Source organism: Bifidobacterium choladohabitans (genome assembly GCF_016102005.1).
Taxonomy (GTDB): domain Bacteria; phylum Actinomycetota; class Actinomycetes; order Actinomycetales; family Bifidobacteriaceae; genus Bombiscardovia; species Bombiscardovia choladohabitans.
The window spans coordinates 544,065-569,123 of record NZ_JACFPL010000001.1; the positions used below are offsets into that span (position 1 = coordinate 544,065).

General features: G+C 62.5%; 24 protein-coding genes and 2 tRNA genes. 3 read left to right on the top strand and 23 right to left on the bottom strand.

Annotated features, from left to right (window positions below; genetic code table 11):
• Positions 1-17: 17 nt before the first annotated feature.
• From H3S97_RS02335 to H3S97_RS02355, 5 genes are all read right to left on the bottom strand, one after another.
• Positions 18-1,589 carry a diaminopimelate decarboxylase family protein gene (locus H3S97_RS02335; protein WP_198219496.1) on the bottom strand — a complete coding sequence of 524 codons (1,572 nt, stop codon included), beginning with the start codon at positions 1,587-1,589 and terminating at the stop codon, positions 18-20.
• A gap of 26 nt (positions 1,590-1,615) precedes the next feature.
• Positions 1,616-3,373 (bottom strand): arginine--tRNA ligase, encoded by a 1,758-nt coding sequence (gene argS, locus H3S97_RS02340; RefSeq protein ID WP_198219497.1) that lies wholly within the window; start codon positions 3,371-3,373, stop codon positions 1,616-1,618.
• A gap of 43 nt (positions 3,374-3,416) precedes the next feature.
• Positions 3,417-3,806 (bottom strand): Rid family detoxifying hydrolase, encoded by a 390-nt coding sequence (locus tag H3S97_RS02345; protein ID WP_198219498.1) that lies wholly within the window; start codon positions 3,804-3,806, stop codon positions 3,417-3,419.
• Between the two features lie 103 nt (positions 3,807-3,909).
• Positions 3,910-5,664: a pyruvate oxidase gene (gene spxB / locus H3S97_RS02350; RefSeq protein ID WP_198219499.1), complete on the bottom strand. Its 1,755-nt coding sequence runs from the start codon at positions 5,662-5,664 to the stop codon at positions 3,910-3,912.
• Positions 5,665-5,962: 298 nt separating this feature from the next.
• Positions 5,963-6,038 (bottom strand) — tRNA-Arg (locus H3S97_RS02355).
• A gap of 365 nt (positions 6,039-6,403) precedes the next feature.
• Between H3S97_RS02355 and H3S97_RS02360 the strand changes: the two genes are divergently transcribed.
• Positions 6,404-7,033, top strand: a complete 630-nt coding sequence (locus H3S97_RS02360) for a CYTH domain-containing protein (protein ID WP_198219659.1) — start codon at positions 6,404-6,406, stop codon at positions 7,031-7,033.
• A gap of 12 nt (positions 7,034-7,045) precedes the next feature.
• Here H3S97_RS02360 and H3S97_RS02365 read toward each other — a convergent pair whose 3' ends face one another.
• The 3 genes from H3S97_RS02365 to H3S97_RS02375 form a co-directional block, all read right to left on the bottom strand.
• Complete coding sequence (locus H3S97_RS02365) at positions 7,046-8,011, bottom strand: tetratricopeptide repeat protein (protein WP_198187934.1); 966 nt, start codon at positions 8,009-8,011, stop codon at positions 7,046-7,048.
• Positions 8,012-8,128: 117 nt separating this feature from the next.
• Positions 8,129-9,154, bottom strand: a complete 1,026-nt coding sequence (locus tag H3S97_RS02370; RefSeq protein WP_198219660.1) for a hypothetical protein — start codon at positions 9,152-9,154, stop codon at positions 8,129-8,131.
• Between the two features lie 2 nt (positions 9,155-9,156).
• A complete protein-coding gene (locus tag H3S97_RS02375; RefSeq protein ID WP_198219500.1) occupies positions 9,157-10,215 on the bottom strand; it encodes a hypothetical protein in 1,059 nt (352 codons plus the stop codon).
• 82 nt (positions 10,216-10,297) lie between these two features.
• Between H3S97_RS02375 and H3S97_RS02380 the strand changes: the two genes are divergently transcribed.
• Positions 10,298-11,233 carry an FKBP-type peptidyl-prolyl cis-trans isomerase gene (locus tag H3S97_RS02380; protein ID WP_198219501.1) on the top strand — a complete coding sequence of 312 codons (936 nt, stop codon included), beginning with the start codon at positions 10,298-10,300 and terminating at the stop codon, positions 11,231-11,233.
• 103 nt (positions 11,234-11,336) lie between these two features.
• Here H3S97_RS02380 and H3S97_RS02385 read toward each other — a convergent pair whose 3' ends face one another.
• The 15 genes from H3S97_RS02385 to H3S97_RS02455 form a co-directional block, all read right to left on the bottom strand.
• Positions 11,337-12,248, bottom strand: coding sequence for a cysteine ABC transporter substrate-binding protein (locus H3S97_RS02385; protein ID WP_198219502.1), 912 nt, complete (start codon positions 12,246-12,248; stop codon positions 11,337-11,339).
• 83 nt (positions 12,249-12,331) lie between these two features.
• Positions 12,332-13,207: an amino acid ABC transporter ATP-binding protein gene (locus H3S97_RS02390; protein ID WP_232356213.1), complete on the bottom strand. Its 876-nt coding sequence runs from the start codon at positions 13,205-13,207 to the stop codon at positions 12,332-12,334.
• Positions 13,200-13,874, bottom strand: a complete 675-nt coding sequence (locus tag H3S97_RS02395) for an amino acid ABC transporter permease (protein WP_198219503.1) — start codon at positions 13,872-13,874, stop codon at positions 13,200-13,202. Before H3S97_RS02395 ends, H3S97_RS02390 begins: the two co-directional genes overlap by 8 nt.
• Positions 13,861-14,514 (bottom strand): amino acid ABC transporter permease, encoded by a 654-nt coding sequence (locus H3S97_RS02400; protein ID WP_198177242.1) that lies wholly within the window; start codon positions 14,512-14,514, stop codon positions 13,861-13,863. Before H3S97_RS02400 ends, H3S97_RS02395 begins: the two co-directional genes overlap by 14 nt.
• A gap of 407 nt (positions 14,515-14,921) precedes the next feature.
• Complete coding sequence (gene nrdH / locus H3S97_RS02405) at positions 14,922-15,164, bottom strand: glutaredoxin-like protein NrdH (protein ID WP_198183060.1); 243 nt, start codon at positions 15,162-15,164, stop codon at positions 14,922-14,924.
• Between the two features lie 235 nt (positions 15,165-15,399).
• Positions 15,400-16,203, bottom strand: coding sequence for an endonuclease NucS (nucS, locus tag H3S97_RS02410; protein ID WP_198219504.1), 804 nt, complete (start codon positions 16,201-16,203; stop codon positions 15,400-15,402).
• Positions 16,204-16,292: 89 nt separating this feature from the next.
• Positions 16,293-16,589 carry a F0F1 ATP synthase subunit epsilon gene (locus tag H3S97_RS02415; protein ID WP_015022480.1) on the bottom strand — a complete coding sequence of 99 codons (297 nt, stop codon included), beginning with the start codon at positions 16,587-16,589 and terminating at the stop codon, positions 16,293-16,295.
• A gap of 2 nt (positions 16,590-16,591) precedes the next feature.
• On the bottom strand, positions 16,592-18,076 hold the full coding sequence (gene atpD / locus H3S97_RS02420) for a F0F1 ATP synthase subunit beta (protein ID WP_198187914.1): 1,485 nt from the start codon (positions 18,074-18,076) through the stop codon (positions 16,592-16,594).
• An 8-nt stretch (positions 18,077-18,084) separates the two neighbouring features.
• Positions 18,085-19,035, bottom strand: a complete 951-nt coding sequence (locus tag H3S97_RS02425; protein WP_045935799.1) for a F0F1 ATP synthase subunit gamma — start codon at positions 19,033-19,035, stop codon at positions 18,085-18,087.
• A gap of 3 nt (positions 19,036-19,038) precedes the next feature.
• Entirely contained in the window at positions 19,039-20,697 is a 1,659-nt protein-coding gene (gene atpA, locus H3S97_RS02430; protein WP_198178321.1) for a F0F1 ATP synthase subunit alpha, read from the bottom strand.
• Positions 20,698-20,743: 46 nt separating this feature from the next.
• A complete protein-coding gene (locus H3S97_RS02435) occupies positions 20,744-21,571 on the bottom strand; it encodes a F0F1 ATP synthase subunit delta (protein WP_198219505.1) in 828 nt (275 codons plus the stop codon).
• 48 nt (positions 21,572-21,619) lie between these two features.
• Complete coding sequence (locus H3S97_RS02440) at positions 21,620-22,156, bottom strand: F0F1 ATP synthase subunit B (RefSeq protein ID WP_045935802.1); 537 nt, start codon at positions 22,154-22,156, stop codon at positions 21,620-21,622.
• A gap of 50 nt (positions 22,157-22,206) precedes the next feature.
• Positions 22,207-22,434, bottom strand: a complete 228-nt coding sequence (atpE, locus tag H3S97_RS02445; protein WP_015022486.1) for an ATP synthase F0 subunit C — start codon at positions 22,432-22,434, stop codon at positions 22,207-22,209.
• Between the two features lie 131 nt (positions 22,435-22,565).
• Entirely contained in the window at positions 22,566-23,381 is an 816-nt protein-coding gene (atpB, locus tag H3S97_RS02450) for a F0F1 ATP synthase subunit A (RefSeq protein ID WP_154312856.1), read from the bottom strand.
• Positions 23,382-23,572: 191 nt separating this feature from the next.
• Positions 23,573-24,619 carry a homoserine O-succinyltransferase gene (locus H3S97_RS02455; RefSeq protein ID WP_198219506.1) on the bottom strand — a complete coding sequence of 349 codons (1,047 nt, stop codon included), beginning with the start codon at positions 24,617-24,619 and terminating at the stop codon, positions 23,573-23,575.
• Between the two features lie 95 nt (positions 24,620-24,714).
• Here H3S97_RS02455 and H3S97_RS02460 point away from each other — a divergent pair.
• A tRNA-Met gene (locus tag H3S97_RS02460) sits at positions 24,715-24,791 on the top strand.
• Positions 24,792-25,059: the final 268 nt, after the last annotated feature.

Below are 25,059 nucleotides of genomic sequence, written 5' to 3' on the forward strand. Positions count from 1 at the left end.
TCCATCCGGAACGGGACTCATCCCTGGTCCAAGGCCAGCAGGTCATCCATGGTCTGCCGCCGCAGCATCAGATGGGCACCGGACTGGTCCAGGCCCACCACAGGAGGGATCAGAGCCTGGTTGTAGTTGCTGGCCATGGTCCGCCCGTAGGCGCCGGTCACCGGCACCAGGAGCAGGTCACCCCGGCGGATGTCCGCAGGCAGAGCCACATCCTGCACCAGGATGTCCCCCGATTCACAGTGCTTGCCCACCACACGGGCCTGGATCCGGTCCCCGCTGTCACGTCGGTTGGCCAGGACGGCGGTGTATTCGGCCCCGTAGAGGGCCGGACGGATGTTGTCGCTCATGCCGCCGTCGACCGAAACGTAGGTGCGCACGCTTCCGTCAGACAGGGGGACGGGCTTGACGGTGCCCACCCGGTACAGGCTCATGCCGCAGGGAGCCACGATCCAGCGGCCGGGCTCGAAGGCAATGACCGGCATGGGCATGCCCAGGCGACGGTTGATGGCGACCATGTCAGCCCCCAGACTGGTCAGGGTCTGGTCCAGGTCCATCCGGTCCTCATCCGGGGTATAGGGCACGGAGAAACCGCCGCCCAGATCCACTTCGGGCATCAGGTAACCGTCGGTGGCCCAGAAGGTGTGCCGCAGCAGCATCATGCGCCGGGCGGCCTCGATGAAGGCCGAAGAGTCATGGATCTGGGAGCCGATATGGGTATGGATGCCCACCAGCTCCAGTTCCTTCTCGTGGGAGCGAATCTCCTTGAGCAGGGCGATGGCCGGTCCGTTGGCCAGGGCGGACATGGCTTTGATCCGTGCGGGATCGGCCGGTTCAGCGGGCCCGTTGGCAGCCGAATACAGGGCCGAAGAGGAGGGTGAGAGCACGGAATCGACAGGAGTCGAGGAACCGTTGTTCTTGGTGGCCACCGAAGTCGCTGCCCCAGCCTGTTGGGAGAAACCAGGCCCAGGCCCAAGGTCCAGCAGGCCCACATCGGTGCCCTGGGGCAGCAGGGGGATGCCGAACTTCTGATCCTCGTGGGCAGTGGAGATGTACTCGTGGCCGCCTGCGTGCACCCCCACGGTCACCCGGAGCATGACCTTGGCGCGACGTCCCTGCGCCCTTGCGGCAGCAGCGATTCGGGCAGGCTCGTCAGGCGCATCGATGACGATGGCCCTGTAGCCCTCCTTCACAGCCAGGTCGATCTCCTGGTCGGACTTGTTGTTGCCGTGCAGGACCAGGCGGCGGCCAGGGGCGCCGGCGGCCTGGGCAATCAGCATCTCGCCCAGGGAGCAGGTGTCGATATCCAGCCCCTGGCGCAGCATGATCCGCAGGGTCTCCTTGCTGAGGAAGGCCTTGCCGGCGTAGCTGACCCTGGTGGTCGCACCACCCAGATCCCGCAGGGCCGCCTGACGGAAGGCCGAGGCCCGTTCCGCCATCATCGCGGTATCCATCAGATACATGGGGGTGCCGTAACGCTTGGCCAGGTCCTCCATGGAGCACCCGTGCATGGTCAGCATGCCCTGGTGGTCCCGCTGCAAAGACTCTGGCCAGAACCCGTCGGGCCCCAGCCCGCACATCCCTGTTTCCATCGACGACCTCCCGGTGACCTTCAGGCTTACATACGGTCCGGGGCCTGGACGCCCAACAGACCCAGACCGTTGGCGATGACCTGCTGCACAGCGTCATTGAGCCGTAGACGCGCCGCCGCACGGGCCGGCTGTGGATTCCTGTCCTCGTCCTGGTCCAAATCCGCCCGGCCAGTGGGCTCCATGGGCACCACGCGCTCCAGGTTGTACCAGCGGTGATAGACCCCAGCCAGCTGCTCCAGGTAGTGGGCCACCCGGTGAGGGGCCTTCTGGTCGCCGGCGGTCTGAACCACATTGGGATAGAGGGCCAGGACGCCCAGAACATCGTTGTCGGCGGCAGTGTCCAGCAGGGACAGGTCGGCCCCGGACCGGTCGATACCCGCCTGGGCTGCGTTACGATCCACGTTTTTGGAGCGGGCGTGTGCGTACTGCACGTAGTAGACGGGGTTGTCATTGGTATGCGAGGCCAGCAGATCCAGGTCGATGTCCACGCTCTGGTTGTAGTCGGTACGGGCCAGGGAATACCGGGCGGCATCCACACCCACGGCATCCACCAGGTCGTCGATGGTGACCACGTTGCCTGCCCGCTTGCTCATGCGCACGGCCTGGCCGTCCTTGATGACGTTGACCATCTGGCCGATCAGGATCTGCATGTTCACGCCGGGGGTGTCTCCGAAGGCCGCGCAGATGGCCATCATCCGGCCGATGTAGCCATGATGGTCGGCACCCAGCATGTAAATGGCCTCGTCGCAGGGATCCTTGGCCCTGCGCCGCTTGTTCAGGTAGTAGGCGATGTCTGCCGCCACGTATGCTGCGTTACCGTCGGACTTGATGATCACCCGGTCCTTGTCGTCGCCGTAGGTGGTGGAGCGGAACCAGGTAGCCCCGTCCTTCTCGAAGATGTCGCCCTTGGCCCGCAGCTCGTCGATGGCCCGGTCCACCTGACCGGACTCATACAGGCTGTTCTCATGGAACCAGACATCGAAGTTGACCCGGAAGTCACGCATGGACTGCTGGATCTCGGCGAACATCATGGGCACGGCCCGGGTGCGGAAGGCCTCACGCTGGGGGCTGTCACCCTCGGCGCCGTCCTGGTCGCGCACCCTGGGCATGGCCAGGATGTCCTGCCCTTCGTCGGCCGCTTCCTTGACCACCCGAGAGGCAATCTCATCAATGTAGGAACCCTTGTAGCCGTCAGCAGGCACAGGTTCGCCGTGGGCCGCCGCCACCAAAGAACGCGAGAAGCGGTCGATCTGCGTGCCGTGGTCGTTGAAGTAATACTCCCTGACCACCTTGGCGCCGTTGGCCTCCAGGACGCGGGCCATGGAGTCGCCCACAGCCGCCCACCGTGTGCCGCCGATGTGGATGGGACCCGTGGGGTTGGCGGAGACGAATTCCAGATTGAGCGTTCGCCCGCTCAGGTGGTCATTGCTCCCATAGGTGGAACCCGCCTCCAGGACCGCATCGACCACAGCGGCCGCCGAGGCCGAGTCCAGGGTTATGTTGATGAAGCCGGGACCTGCCACGTCCACCTGGGCGATCCCGTCGGCCTCTCGCAGGGCCTCAGCCAGGGCCTGTCCCAGTTCGACAGGCCTCATGCCGGCCTTCTTGGCCAGCTGCATGGCTATGTTGGTGGACCAGTCCCCGTGGGAGCGGTCCTTGGGGCGCATGACCGCCAGATGGTCGGCGTCAGGAACCATGTCGGGCTCCAGGCCTCCCAGGCGGCCTGACTGGGCCAACTTGACGGCTGTCGAAGAGATGATACGGGCAAGTGCTTCAGGACTCATGCCCTCAAGTCTAGCGATGGCGGGGACCAGCAGCCGGCCCGTCTCAGGCCAGAGCCACCACCTCGATCTCGACCAGGGCCCCCTTGGGGATGTCAGCGCCACCGAAAGCCACGCGGGCCGGCCGCACCGAGCCGATGAAAACCTGGGAGTAGGCCTGGTCCACCTGGGTGAAATCCTCCACCCGCCGCATAAGGATGGTGGCCTTGACCACCCTCTCCATGCCGGTGCCGGCTGCATCCAGGATGTTCTTGACGTTCTTCAGCGCCTGGGTGGCCTGGTCAGCCGCAGTACCCTCCACCAGCTCGCCTGTTCCCGGGTCGATGCCCAGCTGTCCGGAGACAAAGACAAAGCCCCCGGCCTTGACAGCCTGGCTGTAAGCCCCCAAGGCCTGGGGCGCATATGGCGTGCCGATCTCTTCCGGTCCATCTTCCATGAGTCCGTCCTTTCTTCAGGTCCGCCGCACCCATGCCGGGCCGAAGCCCCGGGCGGACACCGTCCACTATAGGAGCGCCCGCCCGGTAGAAGCAGCACCAGTCTCAGCCCTTGCGAGCCTCCTGGCCCATCCAGTAGGCCAGGGAGCGCAGATCGCCGGCCTCGTAGGTCTTGACGAATTTCTCGACCTGGTCCGGATCCGAGCAGGTCTCCGGGAACCGCATGTAGCGGGTGTCCAGAGGGCTGGCTCCCGTCAGCTTGACATCGATGACCGAAGACCTGTCGGCCTTGCGGGCCTCGGAGAAGGCGTGGCGGGCATCGGCCACCGTGCGCACGGTGAAGCCCAATGCGCCCATGCCCTCGCCGACCTTGGCCCAGTCGGTGTCGGGCAGATCCACTCCGCTCAGAGGCTGATGGCTGTCGTCGCGCTGCTCGGCCTCGATGTAGCCCAGGGACCGGTTGGAAAAGACCACGTTGATGACCGGTGCATGATACTTGAGCTGGGCCAGCACCTCCTCGCCGAGCATGGCGAATCCGCCGTCGCCGCTCAGGGAGTAGACGGTCGATTCAGGATGCTCCAGCTTGGCAGCCAGGGCGGCCGGCACGGCATAGCCCATGGTGGCGTGCTTGCCGGAGACGGTCCAGCGGTTGGTGGGCTTCAGATGCAGCAGACGCAGGAAATCGATGTCCACATTGCCCACGTCGGGGATGACGATGTCATTGTCCTCAAGCTGCTGATCGATGACGTGGTAGACGGGCTCGGGCCGCAGGGGTGTACGGGTGTCTTCGTTGAAGGAGGCCAGCCACTGGTCCCAGTTCTCCTTGCTGCGCAGGCAGGCCCTATAGAAAACTGACTCCTCCTGGTCCTGGCCGGCGGCGGTTATTGCCTTGAGGGCCTCGCGGGCGTCGGCCTGGATGGCCAGGACCACGTTGGCCTGGAAGCGCTTGCCCAGTTTGACCGGGTTCAGGTCGATCTGGATGACCTTGGTGTTGGGAGTGACGAACATGGACCCGAAGGGGTTGTCCGAACCCACCCAGACCGTCAGATCCGAGGTGTAGATGGCCTCCGTGGCGGTCTTGGTGGCCACACGGCCGGCCGACTGCAGGTAGGCAGGATAGGTGTCCTCCACAATCCCCTTGGCCGGGAAGGTGGAGACCATGGGCATCTTGAAACGCTCGGACATGGCGACCAGCTCATCGCGGGCCCCGGCAGCGCCCTGGCCGAAGTAGAGCAACGGCGCCTTGGCGGACTGAATGATCTCCACCGCCTTGCTGACCTGGTCGGCCGCGGGCTTCAGAGGCTCAGGCTTACGGAAGTTAGGCGCAGAAGCCACCGGGCGGTCGTCGATCTCGGCCCAGGCCAGATCCTTGGGAATGATGACCACGGAGACCCCGTTGCTGGCATAGGCGCGGCGGATGGCCTCGTCCACCAGGGTCGGCAGCCCCTGGGCGTTGGTGGCGGCCCGGGCGAATACGGCCACATCGGTAAAGATAGGCACCTCGTCCATGGCCTGGAAGAAGTCCATGTTCATAAAGGCCTGGGGCACCTCGCCCACCAGGGCCAGCACCGGCACGCCGTCCTCGCGGGCATCATAGAGGCCGTTGAGCAGGTGGACAGCCCCTGGGCCCGACGAGCCGAAGCAGACACCAATCCGGCCAGTCAGCTTGGCCTCGCCGGCGGCAGCCAGGGCTCCGGCCTCCTCATGACGGACCTGGATGAAGTCGATGCGCTCGCGCTCGTTGTGGATGGCGTTCATCATGGAGTCGAAGGAACCGCCGGGCAGGCCATAGATGCGCGGCACCCCCCACTGCTCCAGGACGTGAAGGACAGCATCCCCTGCATTGATTCGATTGGCCATGTGAACTCCTTTGCTTCACCGGGGAAAGGAGGCTCCGCCACAACGCGGAAGCGTCGGTCCTCCCCGACGTTCGGTCTTACCCTTTCACTATGGCACCTGAGAACGAAGACACGAGCGGGCCAAGGGCCATGTTCCTCAAAAGCTTAGTGATTCACCACACATATCGTGACGCATGGGAGGGGGGGGGGGTGCGCTTACTTCATCCAGTCAGTGCCGTAATCATAATCCCGGGCACGATGACAGACCGGAGTCACATAGCGAAAACCCTGCGCTCTTCCTGGCCCTAGGGATTTCATCTTGGTGGGCTCGAAGGGATTCGAACCCTCGACCTTCTGTTCCGGAGACAGACGCTCTATCCGCTGAGCTACGAACCCGACAGCCACTTTCCAGTGGACAACAGAGACCATACTAGGACACTTTGCACATTTTCGCACCCATGCGCGTCCTGACGTGTCGGTCCGGCTCCAGCCACTCTCGGCGTGTTGCCGCAAAATTCCGGGCGTTTCGTAGGTATCGTGATGGCAAGGCTTCGTGCCACCGCCCCGGTTGCGCCATTGCATCCTCATGCGGTGGCGCGAAGCCGCCAACATTCCCGGATGATCTTCTCTCGGGATAGTCTCCACTGTAGTTCCTTCACCCGGCCATCACAAGCGGCCTTCACATACCTGGACAAGTCTGATGGGCTGTGGACGGCAAATGGTGGACGCGACAGGCCTACCGTACCATGGGAGACATGGCCATGAATGAGGACGAGGACGATTTCGAGTTCGAGCGCAGATTCTTCTGCCGGGACCTCCCCCGGGAGCTGCTCGGGGAGAGTCGGCCGACCCTTATTGTGCAGAGCTACTACGTACATGAGGACAACTTCGCCCTGCGTGTTCGCCTTCAGGGACAGGTGGACCCGGTGGTGCCCATGACTGCCCGGACCGATGCCCTCCACACCTTGCTTGAGGAAGGCGACCACTTCGAGGCCGCCTCAATGACGGCCAAGGGCCCCTCTGTCGGCGGCACCCGCTACGAGGCCGAACGGGCCATAGACCCGGGAATCGCCCTGGAGCTGGTTCTGCGCGGCGGCGTTCCCATCGTCAAGAACCGATATGGAGTCTGGCTGGACGAGGACTGGTGGAACCTGGATGTCTTCGGGGACGGCAACACCCCCCTGGTGGTGGCCGAGGTGGAACGGACCGGTCCGGTGACCGACCTGACCATCCCCGACTTCTGCACCACGGAAATCACCGACGATCCGCGGTTCTCCAACGACGGGCTGGCCGACCGTCCCTTCGGTGACTGGGCGACCGGCTTCGACCGGGAGCTGAAGGCCAGCGGACCGCGCTTCCTGACCAACTTCGACGGGAACCGCGAATCCTGACCCAAGAGCGGTTCAGTACATCAGCGTGGACAGACGGCGACGGGCCTTGGCCAGCCGGGGATCGGTCGGTTCGGGAATGACGAAGTACTCCAGCAGACGGCGACGGATGGGATCTGTCTGATCCCGGTGCCCGGCCAGAAAGTCCAGCAGGCGATCAAAGGCATCCTGAATCTGGCCACCGATCATGTCCACATCGGCCACATCCAGCTGGGCCTGCAGGTCGTCAGGGGCATCGGCAGCAGCCTGACGGACCTTGCGGACATCAGCCTTGGCCGACCTGGCCATCAGCAGGCACTTGGCCTGTTCACGCTTGGCCAGATCGTCGGTCGAGTCGGCCTGGACCAGCTTGCCATAGGCCTCGGCTGCAGCTGCATAGTCGCCCTCCTGGGCCAGCCGGTGGGCCTCTTGATGGGCAGGGGGGATGGCATCAGCCGCTGACTGGCCGGCCTGCTCATCCTGCCCTTGGTCGTTGGTCTCCTGGTAGGGGGCACTGCCGGTGATGCCGGCCTTCTGTGCCATCTGAACCACCTGGGGAATGAGCTGATCGGTGATCTGGTTCATCTCCTCGTCTGTGGGCAGCCCCTGCAGGATGGGCATGGGCCTGCCGGCCAGCAGGGCAAAGAGGGCCGGGGCGCCCTGCACCTGGAAGGTCTGGGCGATCTGCGGATTGGAAGCGATGTCGATGCGGGAGAGCTGAATGCGCCCCTCCTGGGCGTTGACGGCCTGGGCCAGACGGGTGGCCAGGGGGAAGAGACGGTCGTCGGTGGGCACCCAGAGCAGGATCAGAATGGGGAAGGTGGTCGAGGTCTGGACCATGGCCTGGAAACTGGCCTCGGTGGTATCGATCACGTAGCCGCCGGCCGCGGGCGCCCCTCCCTGTTGGCCTGGCTCGGCATCGACCTGGTGCTTGAGCGCGCCCAGGTCGACCGCTCCTGCCAACGAGACGCCCGGCTGCCCCTGCCCGTTCTTGTTCGCCATGTCAGTCCTCCTTAACCCCGCGGTCGCCGACTGCAGCTTCGGCCCGCCCTCGATTGCAAACTCCTGAAAGCCAATCTAGTCCAAGGCCCGGGCGTTCACCCAGCGCAATCCCGCCCCTCAGACCGCTTCCACCTTGATGGGCTCACGCTCGGCGCCCACGGCCCTGATGGGCTCATGCGAGTCCGCCGAAGGCACGTAAAGAGCGATTACATTGACATAGGTGACCTTCATGGTGCTGGTGGGCTTGCCCTGCCCAAAGAGGGCCGTCTCGGCATCCGAGGCCGGCGAGGATTCACGGCCCTCCCCCGCCTGCCTGGTCCAGACCGAATCGATTCGGGCCACGACCAGGTCGCCCCCATCGGAGGAGTGCATGACGCGCAGCTGCCCCTGCGCCGGGGTGAAGGTCTGGGACTGACTGCCCTTGTTGGCTTCGATCCCCTGCTGGACCACCTGAGTCAGCGTGCCCAGGGAGTTGCGGAAGTCGTCCTGGGCGAACTCCTTGGCATACTTGCTGCCCTGGGGGTTCTGCAGGAGGTCGGCATAGCGGCGCACGGCCTCCACCGGCGTAGCCTTGAGCCCCTGGTCGTCGCCCTGCCCCATCCTGGCGCCGATGGTGGCCACCGGGAACTTGGGCAACTGGGCTCCTTGGAAGAGTCGGGCCACGCCCCAAAGCTTGTAGTTCTCATGGGCGGACTCCTGGTCCAGAACCAGGAGGCGCTTGGACTGCTGATCCTGCGTGGTAGTGGTAATCGAGAAGACCGAGCGAGGCCAGCCTGGATCGCCGGGGATGACCGTCTGGGCGATGGTGGTAGGGATGGTCGTCTTGGGATCCAGCTGCCCGGTGGCCCGGGCTATGGTCAGTTCGCTGGTGCGGATCTCCAGCTGGGGACCGCTGACCCGCTGGTCCAGCCCGGCAGGGTCCTTGGCCTCGTTGGCCTGGTCCAGAACAGCCCCGATGCTCTTGCGGATACGAGCTTCCTGGGCAGGGGTCAGGTTGGGCGCGGGAGCAGTGGTTGCAGTGCTTTGAGGCTCTGTCCGGCGGGCCTGGGGAACCTGCCCCTCACAGGCGGACAGACCTGGCAAAAGAGCCAAGGACAAGGCCAGCGCAGCTGCAACCGCCACCTTGTTCATCGATTTGTTCATACTCATTGGCGCCCCTCCTCCCCCTCGTGGGCAAGCCTGGCTAGGTAGGAGGCCATCTCCTTGCTGCTGATGACCCTGGTGGACGACATATCATCGGCTCTCCGGTCGTCACCCTCTTGTTGGTCAGCGACCAGGTTCCGATTGCGTGGATCAATCACCACAGGCGGCCTGGGCGGGGGTCCTGGATCCCCCTGCCGCGCCTGGCCGCGGGCGTGACGTAGGCGTCGGCCGGAAGCCGGGCTACGCCGATTCCCGAGACCAGGCAGAATGGCGTTGCCCAAAGCCTGGGCCACGCTGACTTCGGGAGTCTCTTCAGCCTCCTGTTCAGGCTCGGTCTGCTTACGGCGCTTGACCGGATCCATGGCGAAGACCGTAGCCGAAAGAACAGCCAGCAGGGCCAGAAGCCCGCCGGCAAAGTAGAAGGGCATGGCGAAGTTGGGCAGTTTGTCACGCTGCCAAAGCATCTCCAGCCCCAAGGAATGAGCGCCTTGGGGAACCGCCACCAGCAGGACGGCCTGCGGATCGTCGGTCTTCAGGGACATTGACACGCTGCTGTCGGAGCAGGTGACCTGTTGCCACATATCCGAATCCTGAAAGGCCACGCCCTGATCACTTTTGACGGCCTTGCCAGGGCTGGTGTCCCTGCCGACGGACAGGGTCTGCCAATCACCCAGGCCGCGCACCCGGGCCACATCATGCCCGGCTGTCCAGCCAGCTGCATCCTTGGCCGTGGTCAGGGCCATACAGATGGTAGGCTTCTGTGAATCCTGATCTGCGGACGCGGCAGTTCCAGCTGATGCCGCATCCACTCGCATGGTCACTTTGCTGTCCACCAGGGGAAGCACACCTGGATCGGTCACCACATAGGCCGCCTTCGTACGCGCATGCGCATCCACATGAGCCGAAGGCTTCCAGACCGTGGCGTTGAAGATACCCAGCACTATGGCCGTTACAGCCAACAGTCCGAAGATGGGGGTGACGATGCCGCGCATGATCATGCTGTGACGCGAGGGCTTGCCGGGCCGCGTCATCTCATCTTTTTCCTCGGGTACTTGCTCCATATCATCCACATTCTACCGTCGGCACCCTATGAGATGGTTTCCAGCACCGGGAAATCACCCATAAGCCCTAAACTGGTCTTCCATGACCATCATCGCAAGGAAATCAGGCAGCAAGCGTCTGCTGGGCGCCATGACCGCTCTGGCCCTATGCCTCGGACTGTCAGCCTGCGGCGGGGAATCCGACGGGGGCGGGCACTCGGGCGACACCATGCAGGGAGTATCAGCCAGCGGCAAGCCTGGCAGCAAGCCCGACATCAGCTTCAAGACGCCCTTCAAGGTCGAGAACCAAACCCATCAGGTCATCCAGGAGGGCAACGGCGAAGTCATCCGCGACGGGGACCGTGTATGTACAAGGAGCCTGGCCCTGGATGCCAAGACCGGCAAGGTGATCAACTCCACCTGGGACAAAAGCAGCCCGGAATGCTCCATCGTCATCAGCAGGAAATCCATCCCGGCCTACTATGACACCTTCAAAGGCCTCAAGGTCAACTCCACCGTGGCCGTGGGCATCGATGAGTCAGGCTCCGGCAGCAGCCAGGCGACCGACTCCTATATCATGGCCCTGACCTTCGTCTCCAGATCGAAGAACCTGACCCGCGCCCAGGGTAAGAAGGTGACCGACCTGCCCAGCGACCTGCCCAAGATCAGCCTGGACGACAAGGGCAAGCCCTCCCTGGATCTCAACGGATACAAACCAAAGGGAGGATTGGTCGTCCAGCCCCTGATCAAGGGCGAGGGGGCCAAGGTCGGCGAGCATCAGAGCGTCAGCGCCAACTACACCGGCTGGCTGGCCTCCGACGGCAAGCAGTTCGACTCCTCCTGGGACAGGGGTGAGGCCAGCGACTTCAGCCTGGACCAGGTGGTCAAGGGCTGGCAACAGGGTCTGGCTGGACAGACCGTAGGCTCTCAGGTTCTTCTGGTCATCCCGCCCGAGCTGGGCTATGGCAGCCAGAAACAGCAGAGCATCCCGGCCAATTCGACCCTGATCTTCGTGGTCGACATCCTGGCCGCCTACTGACCAGCCGATCCACCAACTCAGACGGATCAGACAAGCAGGGGCCCGTACCCATCCAGTCGCATTCGGATGGGTTCGGGCCCCTGTCATAAACCAGATGGTCGGGTCAGTCCTTGCCACCCTCGACCACGATCTCATCGGGGTTGGCTGCGCTGCCGTAGACCGGCTCCAGGGTCTTGCGGTAGTCCTCATGGAAGAACTGCTCCTGGCCCAGCTTGACCAGCTCCTTGTTGATGTAGTCCAGCAAGGGCTTGTTCCCCTTGCGCACGGCCGGGGCGATGACCGCCTCGTCCCCGAGCTTGGTGATGCCCACCGAGAAGCCCTTGTTGGCCTTGGCCCAGGCCAGCACCTCGGTGTTGTCGGTGCTCATGGCGTCACCACGGTGGTCCAGCAGGGCGTTGTAGGCATCGGCGTACTGGTCGTACTTCTGCAGCTTGACTTCCGGGTAGTGCTGTTCGAAGTAGGGCTCGGCCGTGGTCCCCTTGGCGATGATCAGAGTCTTGCCGTTCAGCTCCTTGACATCCTTGATTGGCGCCGAATCCGGGGAAACCACGCCCAGGAAGACCTTCATATAAGGCTTGGCGAAGTCCACCTTGCGAGCGCGATCATCAGTGACGGTGAAGTTGGCCAGGACCACGTCCACCTTGTTACTGGACAGCACGTCCACCCGGGCGGCCGGGTCCACCGAGGTGTATTCGGGCTTGACACCCAGGTCCTTGGCCAGGCGCTCGGCCAGGACCACGTCGTAGCCTTGGTTCTTGCCATCCTTGTCCACGTAGCCGAAGGGGGCCTTGTCGGTGAAGACCGCCACCTTGAGCTTCCCGGACTTGGTGATCTGCTCCGGGGTGCGTGCAGACCCGGATGCCGCCGAGGAGCCCGAGCTGCCCCCCGAACCGCTTCCAGCGTCACTGGGGGTGGCCGCCGAAGGGCCGCAGGCCGCCATGGAAGCCATCATCGCGATCGTCGCCCCCGTGGCCAGCGCCGCCCGTATCAATCGGTTCATTACCCTTGCGGTCATGATCCCTCTTTTCCTGTTCTCTTTCCTATGGCCGCCCCTGGGGACGGTTCCGGCGAAGACCGCCGGACGAATATGTGGAGTCCTCATCGGGACTCCTGATCCTGGTCCTGATTCCGCCTGCGCTCATAGGTGAAGGTGGACAGGAAGCGTTGCGCCCGGTCAGTGGTCGGGTGGGTGAAGAAGGCCTCCGGATCGTCGGACTGTTCGACCAGGGTGCCTCCATCCAAAAGGACGATATGGTCGGCGATGCCCCTGGCGAAGGCCATCTCGTGGGTGACGATCATCATGGTCAACCCCTGGTCGGCCAGCTCCAGAATGACCTGAAGAACCTCGCGGACCATTTCAGGATCCAGAGCCGCGGTCACCTCGTCGAAGAGCATGATCTCGGGATGGAGGATGAGCGCCCGGCAGATGGCCACCCTTTGCCGCTGGCCGCCCGAGAGCTGGCTGGGCCAAGCATCCCGGCGGTCGGCCAGCCCCACCCGGTCCAGCAGCTCCAGAGCCTCCTGACGCGCCTGGTCCCGCTTGCGCTTCTGAACCAGGACAGGTGCCAGTGTCACGTTGTCCAGCACCGTCCTGTTGGGAAAGAGGTCGTAGCTCTGGAAGACCATGCCGATCCTGGTGCGTAGATCGGAGCTGCGGCTGCCCGACATCAGGCCGCCAGGACCTCCGCTGCGCTTGCCCAGGGGATGACCGGTCTCCACCACCTGACCGTCCAGAAGAATCCGGCCACCCTGTATGGGTTCCAGTCCGGCTATGGTCCGCAGCAGGGTGGACTTGCCTGAGCCCGAGGGACCCAGGACCACAAAGACCTTGCCCTTGGGCACCTGGAAGGAGATGTCATTGAGCACAGGGCTCTGCGCCTGCGGATACTGCTTGACCAGATGCTCGACGGTCAGCACCGCCCGCTCCGCCTGTTCGTCCTGTGGCTGGTTCGCCGTCGTTTGCCCCTCAGTCATGGGCCCACCTCTTTTCCAGATGCCGGGCCACCAGGGACAGGGGCCAGCAGATGAAGAAATACATGAAGAAAATCACCCCATAGATCCACAGGGTCGCCTGGGGATAGGCGAAACGGTTGGCATCGATGATCTGCTGACCCACCTTGATGACCTCGATGACGCCCAGCAGAGCAGCCAGGGATGTGGTCTTGACGATCCTGGTGGCCAGGTTGACACTGGCCGGCAGCAGTCGGCGCAGGGCCTGCGGAAGGATGATCCTGGAGAAGGTCTGCCAGGACCCCAGCCCAAGCACATAGGCCGACTCCACCTGGGTGCGGGGAATGGACTCCAGGGCCCCGCGGACCAGGTCGCCCAGCTCGGCCCCGCCCCAGAGCACAAAGACCAGCAGGCAGGCGCCGGTGGCGTCCAGATTCAGGTTCCAAGCCCTGGACAGCCCGTAGAAGGCGATGAAGAGCAGGGCCAGCTGGGGCATGATGCGGATGAAGTCCAGGTAGATCCTCATCAGGAAGCGAACCAGGCTGTTGCGCAGGGTCATCAGCCATCCGACCACCAACCCCAGGGGCAGGGAGAGCAGGACCGAGACGCCGGCTATCCAGACGGTCACCCAGAGCCCCTGGAAGAGCCTGGGGATGACCCCCGGCTGGAAGAGCACCTCAACGCCTTGCATAGTCGAACCTCCGCTCGAGAACGGTTCCAATGACGGAGATGGGCAGCAGAATTACCAGATAGGTGACGATGAGCAGGGTCAGGGACTCATAGGTGTCGTAGGAGGTGCCCATCAGATCCTTGGTGACATACATGACGTCGGCCAGAGCGATGGCCGAGACCACCGAGGACTCCTTGATCAGGAAGATGATGTTGGCCACCACGCCCGGTATGGCGCTGCTCAGGGCCTGGGGCAGCACAATTCTGGACAGGGTCTGGGCTCGCGTGAATCCCAGGACGCGGGCGGACTCGATCTGAACCCGAGGCACCGCTTCCAGTCCGCCACGCATGGCCTCGGCCATGTAGGAGCCGCCCAGGAAGGCCAGCCCGACGATGGCACAGGTCTGGGCGCTCCAGTTGACCCCAAGCTTGGGCAACCCGAAATAGAGGAAGTAGAGCTGAACCAGGAGCGGGGTGTTTCTTGACAGCTCGATGTATACCCTGGCCACTTGCGTGAGCAGGGGAATCCTGAAGACCTCCAGCCCGGCGCAGACCAGCCCGATCAGCATGGAAAGCACCACGCCGAAGAAGGAGATGAAGACCGTTACATAGGCCGCATTGACGAAGAAATGCAGATTCTGCGCCATAAAGGTCCAATTCATGCCCTCACCTCCCTACTTGCTCGCATCTTGTTCATCGTCTTCTCTTCACCGCTTCCCGCCCGCTTCCCGTCGACCGCGGCATATAGTCGACAATCCTAGGGAAGGCGGGCCGCTTTCCTCTGCTTTTGGATATACGAATACCGGATACCGCGTTATCATCCGCGCTCACAGCAACCTGAACGACAATCCGCAATCATGCCGAGACCGCCCGCGTTGCCAGACAATTCATACAGCAACTGGGCAGTACTGATGGGATGGCTTCAGTCGGCAAAGGCTGACCGACGCCTTCAGATCGTGGCTGCCGAAAACTGGCAGTAGATTCCACGTTTTTGATTAGCCCCACTGCTCACCAAGCCATGAAAAAAGCCCGGTCCACATATTCGTGAACCGGGCTCCGAGTACTTTGATCAGGCAAAGACCTTGGCGCTCTGCGCTACCTTCCTGATCAGATCGGGGCGATACCCGCTCCACGTCTCCTGGTCAGTGACTACGATGGGGGTCTGCTTGAATCCCTGGGCGATGAACTGGTCGATCAAGGTCTGATTCTCGGTCAAATCCACCTGCTCGAACTCCAGCCCCTGCTTGGTCAACTGACGCTTGGTGGCGTCACACTGGGGACAGTGCGCCTTGGTGTAGACCGTGATGGACATAATCGCCTCTCCCGTAAATGTAGCCGTGTCTTCCAAGCTCCATAGCCCTCTGCTTGGAACCTGTTGATTGCACTCTACACACTCCCAGGCGTGAGCACAATACCACCTGTAGTGGCGTGTCAGGCCATAAACCCCAATATCTAGTAGCTTTTCGGGTCTTTTCGAACCAACCGAGAATCTATGTGAGCTGCCCGACATATTGCCTGTGCAAGTCCATGCAAGACTGAACACTGCCTCAGAAGAGGGTCAGTTCGTCGCTGTCGGCGCCCTTCATGGCCTCGTAGTCCAGAATCAGGCACTCGAATCCCCTGTCCTCGGCAAGGACCCTGGCCTGGGGGGTGATGGTCTGGGCCGCGAAGATCCCGCGGACAGGAGCCAGCAGGGGGTCGCGGTTGAGCAGGCGGCAATAGCGGGTCAGCTGTTCCACTCCGTCGATACCCCCATGCCGCTTGATCTCGATGGCCACATGCCGTCCCTGGCCGTCCACGGCCATGATGTCCACCGGACCGATGGGCGTGGGATACTCCCTGCGCACCAGGGTGGCCCCCGGGCCGATCCGGTCGATCTGTTCGGCCAGATAGCGCTGCAGATGCGCTTCCACACCGTCCTTGACCAATCCCGGATCCACCCCCAGGTCGTAACTGTCGTCGGCATAGACCTGGTAGAGCCTGATGGTGAGCACATCGCTGGATTTGACGGCCGAGACACGCAGAACCTTACGGACGGGCCGAGACTGGTCCTGATCCTGCTCCTGGGCGATCAGTGCATCGGGCGCGGCGGCTTCGACCACCTCGTCCGGCCCGGTCCCGGCCGCGGGATCAGCCTTGGCATCTGCGTCGTCCCTGCTCGTCTCCTCGGGTTCGATCTCCCTGATGGTGCAGGGGGCGCACATCCAGTTCAGGGGCTTGTAGGAGCCCAGTTCCGAAAAGATCAGACAGCTCATGTCGGCCTTGATCAGCAGAACGCGCCTGGCCGTCGGCAGGCTGGCATTGAGACGCCCGGAGTATTCGGCGGAGCAGTCGGCAACAATGATTCGCACAGGTGCCAATATATCAGTCGCTGTTCCGGCCGAGAAAGAAAAGGCCCGGCCGATGCGAGTGCACCAGCCGGGCGGAAGAGGAAAGGGAGTCAGGACTGCTGCCCCTGATCGGCATCCTCCAGGTAGTGGTCCACGGCCACAGTCAGCTTGTTGCTGTCGAAGGAGGCGAATCCGCTGTCCACATGGAAGGACTGACGACCGCCATCGGTGGCCTGAACCCGGATGTTGCCCTCCTGCAGCAGTGCCAGCACCGGCTCGTGGTCGGGCATGATGCCCATGGACCCCTGAGTGCCAGGCACGGTGACCGACCGCGCCTGACCCGACCAGATGGGCCTGTCCGCCGAGACGATGTTGACCTGCATGGAGGCCTTGCCCGTGTCCGCCATGACTACCGGTATTCCTTCTGCATATCGTGCCACTTGTGCTCCAGGTCGTCGATGCCGCCGATGCCGGAGAAGGCCTGCTCGGGCACGTCGTCATAGGCGCCGTCGCAGATGCGGGTGAAGGCCTCGATGGTCTCGTCCGCAGGCACATAGGAGCCCTTGCGACCGGTGAACTTTTCAGCCACGTAGAAGTTCTGGCCAAGGAACTGCTCGATCTTGCGGGCGCGGTTGACGGTGGTCTTGTCCTCTTCGCCCAGCTCGTCGATGCCGATCAGAGCGATGATGTCCTGGAGCTCCTTGTTCCTCTGCAGAATGGCCTTGACCCGGTTGGCGCAGTCGTAGTGGGCCTGCCCCACGTAGCGCGGGTCCAGAATCCTGGAGGTGGATGCCAGCGGATCCACAGCCGGGTAGATGCCCTGGGAGGCGATGTCACGGCTGAGCTCGGTGGTTGCGTCCAAGTGGGCGAAGGTAGTCGCAGGGGCCGGGTCGGTGTAATCATCGGCCGGCACATAGATGGCCTGCAGGGAGGTGATCGAATGGCCACGGGTTGAGGTGATTCTCTCCTGCAGGGCACCCATCTCGTCGGCCAGGTTGGGCTGGTATCCCACGGCCGAGGGCATACGGCCCAGCAGGGTGGAGACCTCGGAGCCGGCCTGGGTGAATCGGAAGATGTTGTCGATGAAGAGCAACACATCCTGGTTCTCCACGTCACGGAAGTACTCCGACATGGTCAGGGCGGTCAGGGGCACACGCAGACGGGTCCCCGGGGGCTCGTCCATCTGGCCGAAGACCAGTGCGGTCTTCTCCAGCACGCCGGCCTCGTCCATCTCGCCGATCAGGTCGTTGCCCTCACGTGTACGCTCGCCCACGCCTGCGAAGACGGAGACACCGCCGTGGTTCTGCGCCACACGCTGGATCATCTCCTGGATGAGCACGGTCTTGCCCACACCTGCGCCGCCGAACAGGCCGATCTTGCCACCCTCCACGTAGGGGGTCAGCAGGTCGATGACCTTGATGCCGGTTTCGAACATCTGGGTCTTGGACTCCAGCTGATCGAATGCAGGCGGGTTGCGATGGATGGGCCACCGCTCGGTGACCTTGATCTGCTCACCCTCCTTCTTGTTGAGGATGTTGCCGGCCACGTCGAAGACATGTCCCTTGGTCACGTCGCCCACGGGCACCATGATGGGCCCGCCCGTATCGGTGACTGTGGCGCCGCGGACCAGGCCGTCGGTGGGCTTCAGGGCCACGGTGCGGACCGTGGAATCGCCCAGGTGCTGCTCCACCTCCAGCATGATGGTGGTCAGCGACTCGCCCTCGGTGTTCGAGGACTGGCTCAGATTCACGGTCAGGGCATTGTAGATGTCCGGCAGGTGACCTGCCGGGAACTCCACATCGATGACCGAACCCTGGACTCGGGTGACGCGCCCCTTGGAGGCCGAATCCGGCTTGCGGCTCGCTGTGGTCGGCTGTTCTTGCTGTGCAACCATTGGCGTTCCTACTCTTCCTCTTTGTTGAGCGCATCGGCGCTGCCGACGATCTCGGTAAGTTCCTGCGTGATGGCCGCCTGGCGGCTGGCATTGAGCCTGCGGGTCAGGTCGTCGATCAGCCCCTTGGCGTTATCAGTGGCGGTGTGCATGGCGTTCTGCCTGCTGGCTGTCTCCGAGGCGGCCGAAGTGAGCAGGCATTCATGGATGCGCGACTGAATGTACTTGGGCAGGACGGCATCCAGCACCTCCTGGGAGTTGGGCTCAAAGTCGTAGAGGGCCGCATAGCGGTCACCCTGGCGCCCATGTTCGTCGTCCGGCACGGGAGCATCGATGGCCTCCTCAGGCTGCTCCTGGTCCGGCCTGATCAGCTCCAGAGGCAGCATACGCAACACCCGGACCTTCTGCACCACCATGTTGATGAATTCGGTGTAGACGATGTAGAGCTCGGAGACGCCCCCCTTGGCCGCTGGAGTCATATAGGTTTCCAGCAGTGCCTGGGAGATCTCCCTGGCCACATCCACGCCGGGCCGATCGCTGTCGCCCTCCCAGGTCTTGACGATGCTGCGGTTGCGGTAGCGGTAGTAAGAGACACCGCGACGACCGTAGACGAAGAGCTGGGGCTGTCGGCCCTGCTGGTCCAGTCGGGCCAGCAGGGACTCCGTCTCGCGGATGACCGAGGAGGTATAGGCCCCTGCCATGCCGCGGTCGGCTGTAAGCGCCAGCACAGCCACGCGCGGGTTCTTCTCGTCCTTCCTGACAATGGGATGGCGGATGTCGTCCGTATGGGCCACCAGGGCCTGGACTGCATCGAAGATCGCATCGGAGTAAGGCTTCGCTTCCAGGGCCACGGTCCTGGCCTTGGCGATATGCGAGGAGGCTATCATCTCCTGGGCATTGAAGATCTTCTCCAATGCCGAAGTGGAGGCGATCCTTGACTTGAATGCGAGTTGTGAGGCCATGGTCTACCGCTTCCCGGCCTTGCTGCCGCTCTTGCCGTCGGCCACCAGCTTCTCCTGCTGGACGGCGACAGGCTGCTCCTGGTCCTGATCGGCCTTGTGGCCATCCAGGGTCTGGCCCTTGTGGGTCACGAAGGTCTTGGCGAACTCGTCCACGGCCTTATCCAGGGCCTTCTCGGTGTCGTCGGTGAAGTCCTCAGTGTCGCGGATGGTCTTGAGGATGTCGGTGTTGTGGTCCAGGTAGTCCAGGAGCCCTGACTCGAAGGGCAGCACGTCCTCCAGGTCCAGATCATCCAGCTTGCCATGGGTGCCCACCCAGACCGAGACGACCTGCTTCTCCATGGAGTAAGGCGTGAACTGGGGCTGCTTGAGCAGCTCGGTCAGCCTGGCGCCGCGGGTCAGCTGGGCCTTGGAGGCCGCATCCAGATCCGAGGCGAACATGGCGAAGGACTGCAGGGAGCGGTACTGGGCCAGGGAGATCTTCAGGGTCGAGGAGACCTTCTTCAGGGCCTTGGTCTGTGCGGCGCCGCCCACACGGGAGACTGAAATGCCCACGTCCACGGCGGGACGCTGGTTGGAATTGAACAAATCAGACTGCAGGAAGATCTGGCCGTCGGTGATGGAGATCACGTTGGTCGGAATGTAGGCCGAAACGTCGTTGGCCTTGGTCTCGATGATGGGCAGACCGGTCATGGATCCGCCGCCCAGGTCATCGGAGAGCTTCGCGCAGCGCTCCAGCAGACGCGAATGCAGGTAGAAGACGTCGCCAGGGTAAGCCTCACGCCCCGGCGGACGACGCAGCAGCAGGGAGATGGACCGGTAGGCCTCGGCCTGCTTGCTCAGGTCGTCGAAGACGATCAGGACGTGCTTGCCGCCATACATCCAGTGCTGGCCGATGGCCGAACCGGTGTAGGGGGCGATGTACTTGAAGCCTGCGGAGTCGGAAGCCGGGGAGGCCACGATAGTGGTGTACTCCATGGCGCCGGCCTCTTCCAGGGAGGAACGGACCGAGGCGATGGTGGTGCCCTTCTGACCGATGGCCACGTAGATGCACCGCACCTGCTTCTTGGGGTCTCCGGACTCCCAGTTGCGCTTCTGGTTGATGATGGTATCGATGGCGATGGCCGTCTTGCCGGTCTGCCGGTCGCCGATGATCAGCTGGCGCTGACCGCGGCCGATGGGTGTCATGGCGTCGATGGCCTTGATGCCGGTGGCCAGGGGCTCATCGACGGGATGCCGGTGCATGACGTCGGGGGCCTGAGCCTCCAGGATTCTGCGGCCCTCGCTCTTGATTTCGCCCAGGCCGTCGATGGGCTCGCCCAGGGGGTTGACCGTACGCCCCAGATAGCCGTCGCCGACGGGCACCGAAAGCACCTCACCGGTCCTGTGGACTTCCTGGCCCTCTTCGACACCTGCGAAGTCGCCCAGGATGACCACGCCGATCTCTCGGGCGTCCAGGTTGAAAGCCAGACCCAGCGTGCCGTCCTCGAAGGTCAGCAGCTCGTTGGCCATGCAACCAGGCAGTCCCTCCACATGCGCAATGCCGTCACCAGCCGTACGGACGTAGCCCACCTCCTGGGTGGGGGTGTCCGTCGGCTTGTAGGACTCGACGAACTGGTCGAGCGCCTTGCGCACCACGGCGGGATCAATGGTCATTTCTGCCATGATCACTCCTTATTTCTGTTCTTGTTCAAGTCTGTTGGTCCCCTGCTCATCCTGCCACGGCCATCCGCCGCTTCAGGTGCTTCAGCTGGGTGGCCACCGTGCCGTCGGTGGAGACCGAGCCGTACTGGACCTTCATGCCACCTATGACCGAAGGATCGACCACCGAGTTGATGTGGACCGGCTTGCCCAGCTTGTGCCCGTAGACCTCCTGCAGACGGCTGACCTGTTCGTCCTTCATGGAGACCGCCGTGGTGACGGTGACCATGACCTGGTCCATGTGCTCGGAGAAGCGATCCACCAACCAAACGATAGTGTCTGGGAAGCGCCGTCCGCGCAGGTCGATGGTGGCGTTCAGGGCCATCTGCTCGGTGACCGGATGCATATGCTGCCCGTCAAGGAGCGCCCTGAGCAGGTCGGCCCGGGCTTTGGAATCACTGTACACGTCCGAGAGCCGGAAGAGTACCAGAGGCATCCCGAGCAGGGCCGAATGGATCTCAGCCAACTCGCCGGCCACCTGGTTGGTGATGCCCAGAGCATCGGCGTAATAGGCGGTGGCATCCACTGACATGTCCTCGGCCGCGTTGGCGATGTGCACCACACGGCTCCACTGATGATCGGTCAGATCATGGAGGATATCCACGGTCAGCGGATCGGCCTTATCACCCAGGATGGTGTCGATCACCCGCCACTTGTCCTCAGCAGGACGGGAGGGGTCGGTCAGCGCACGCTCCAGGGGCCTGTTGGCATCGAGCAGGGTCACGAAGGTATAGAGCTCCATGGCCACACGGAGGGCATCCTTCCCCTTGCTCTTGAGCAAAGGGGCATACTTGGCCCTGGTCTCCTTGTCGGAGCTCAGCGAAGTCTCTCCTCGCATGTCACCTCCCCTTTCGCGGAATCAACGTTCCCATCGTCCGCCAATCAGTCATCCTGCCTGCCGCTTGTCCGAGCCCTGGTCCGCGATGATCGAGTCGATCATGGAGGACTGCACGGCATCATCCTGAAGCTGCGAGCCCAGGATTTTGCCGGCAAGAGCCGTAGCCAGCGTGCCCACCTCGCCCTTGAGCGAGACCAGCGCCTGCTGCTGCTGGGTCTTGAGGGATCGCTGGGCGTTCTCGGTGATCTGGTTGGCCTCGGTCTCGGCCCGGGTCCTGGCATCCGCCACGATCCTGGAGGCCTCGGCGCGGGCGTCATCACGGATCTGGGAAGCCTCAACACGAGCCTTGCCCAGCTGATCCTGATACTGCTTACGGGCCTGATCCGCCTCTTCACGAGCCTTGGCGGCCTTCTGGATGTTGCCCTCGATCTTGGACGAGCGCTCATCGAAGATGGCCTGGAACTTAGGCATGAAGAACTTGTAGAAGAAGACGGCCAGGATGACCAGGATGACCAGCGACCAGAAGATGTCGTAGATCGGAGGAATAAACAGCTTGATCCCTTTGCCTACCGCTAGAGCGTACATTGGCTCCTCCTTTCCTTTATCGAAGCCGGATCATGCAAGAATCACACGGCTCAGGCGATGAAGAGCGCCACGAAGCCCAGCAGGGCCAGCACCTCGATCAGAGCCAGGCCGATGAACATGGTGGTGCGCAGCTGTCCGCTGATCTCAGGCTGGCGAGCCATGCTCTCGACGGTCTTGCCGACGGCGATGCCCAGACCCAGCGCGGGGCCGAGAGCTGCAATGCCGTATCCCAGGATGCTCAGATTGCCGGAGACCTCAGCAAGTGTGATGATGTCCATTTATTTTCCTTTCCTCCACCGTTGCCGGTTCTTGGATTGTGGTTCGGCCCCGACCCCCGTCTACTGGTCGGAACCAACGAATATGTGGGCTGCGACCGCTTAAAACGCCGACCGCGGCTTGTTCTTTTCGCTCAACCTTCTTCAGGGTAACTCATGGAGATGTAAACCGTGGTCAGGATGGCGAAGATGTAGGCCTGAAGGGCCGCCACAAAGATTTCAAAGGCCGTCAGGGCGAAGCCCAGAACGAACCAGCCGACGCCAGCCAGTGCCAAAGCCTTATTGCTGACCTCAACAATGTAGAACTGGGTAAAGGCCAGGGTAACCGCCACCAGCAGATGGCCGGCAATCATGTTGGCGAAGAGTCGGATGGTCAGAGAGGCCGGCTTGACGATGACCATCTCCAGAAGCTGGATGGGCGTCAGAATAATATAGAGAGGCCAGGGCACACCAGCTGGAAAGAGCTCCGACTTGAAGTAGCCCCAGACACCCTGCTCCCGGAATCCCGTTACCATGTACTGGCAGAAAGTCCAGATGGCGAAGACCAGAGGCATGGTGATAGTGGCCGTAGCAGCTATGTTCATGCCTGGCACGATGCCACAGAGGTTGAAGACCAGGATGGTCAGGAAGATGGTCGTGATCATGGGCACGTAGCGCTTGCCACGAATCTCGCCCAAGGTGTCATAGACGACCGAGTCACGGATGAACTCGATGACCCACTCGATTGCCCCCTGCCAGCGGGATGGAATCAGCTTGGCCCTTGCGGCAGTGATCCCCAGCACCAGAAGAATGATGACCATGGCCACGAATCTGATCAGGATGATTCGGTTCATGGCAAAAGGCGTTCCCTGGAAAAGAATCTCAGGAGGCAGGAAATCATCGATGGAAGGCAGCTCACTCGGCTTGGCCATGGCCAGACTGAAAGCTTCACTTCCCATTGCCTCTAGCATCTATCGCCTCCTGAACGACACAGTGAACACTATAGCGCGTATGCGACTCATGGCTGCACCGTATGGGTAGTGTAGCCCACACCAGGAGCCACGGTAACCATAGATTCATCCAGTGTGTCACAAATAGTGGCCGCAGGTCCAATCCGCACCGCGACGTGGACAGGTCGATGACGAATGTAATGCGACCGTCATCAACTCTTGACAGCACCCGGAATAAGCCCATACCCGTCACCCGTCAAGGGCCGATAACCGTCGGTGCGTGGGCAGCCAGGGGCGTGTCTGATGGATCGGTCGGTGCCTAGCCGGCCAGCAGCCCGCAGAGTCGGCACCTGGTCCAAGTCGTAGGGGGTGGTCTCGTAGACCCAGTTCAGCCAGTTGCGCCAGAGCAGGTTGGCGTGGGCTCGCCAGGAGAAGACCGGCTCCAACGTCGGGTCGTCGTGAGGGTAGTAGTTGACCGGGAAAGGCACCTGATCCAGGCCCTTGGCCATGTCACGCTGGTACTCGTGGGCCAGGGTGTCACGGTCGTACTCCCAGTGACCCAGCACGAAAATCTCTGAGAAATCCTGGGTGCTGATAAGCCCGGGACCGGACTGGGGACCCCAGGTCAGCACCTGTAGATCCGGACAGGCCCGCACCTGGTCCTGGTCCACCCCGGCCCAGCGGGAGTGGGGCTGCAGGGCGATTTCGTCGAAGCCATTGGTGATGAAGCAGTACTCGTCCTGCAGATACTGGGGAAAGACCCCAAAGACCTTGCGATCCAGGTCGCGCTTGGCGATGCCGTGGCGGTAGTAGAGCCCGGCCATGGCCCCCCAGCACAGATACATAGTGGAGAAGACGTGGGTAGAGGCCCAATCCAGAATGCGGGTCAGTTCATCCCAGTAGTCGACTTGCTCGAAGTCCATCTGCTCCACCGGGGCGCCCGTCACGACAAGACCGTCATAACAGTTGTCCTTGAAAGAGTCCAGATTCTCGTAGAACTTGACCAGGTGATCCATGCTGGTGTGCACGGCCTGATGGGTGGAAGTCTTCATGAAGTCGATCTCCACCTGAAGCGGTGACTTGGAGATCAGGCGCAGCAGCTGGGTCTCGGTCTCCACCTTGGTAGGCATCAGGTTGAGGATGACCAGCCTGAGCGGACGCATCTCCTGGCGCTCCGCCTCGTGGCTTTCCAGGGCGAAGATGCGCTCCGAATCCAGGATGGATCTGGCCGGCAATCCGGTGGGGATGGTGATAGGCATGACTCTATTATGACCCAGCGCAGGCCTTCCCACACACGGACTTGACAAGTGCGCTGGAATCCGTAACATAGATAACTGCTGTGTTGAACAGCCGACGCGGGGTGGAGCAGTTCGGTAGCTCGCTGGGCTCATAACCCAGAGGTCTCAGGTTCAAATCCTGACCCCGCTACCAAAAGTCCGTTGGGTTTGAGGAACTTGGCCGCTTGAATCCTTAGGAATTCACCGGCCTTTTCAATATCTGGAATTATCCAGGTACTCCTTCCACGCATTTTTGAGAAATAACACCACTAGAGACTCCTAAGCCGCGAGCAAGGTCTGCCTGGCTCTTGTTGCGTACAGCGAGAGCGACTTTCATGTTGATGCTTATGATGCTCTCCAGCGATGTTTTTGCTGTTTTCTGCTCCACAGCTTTTGTAGCAATAATTAAAAATGAACTTCAA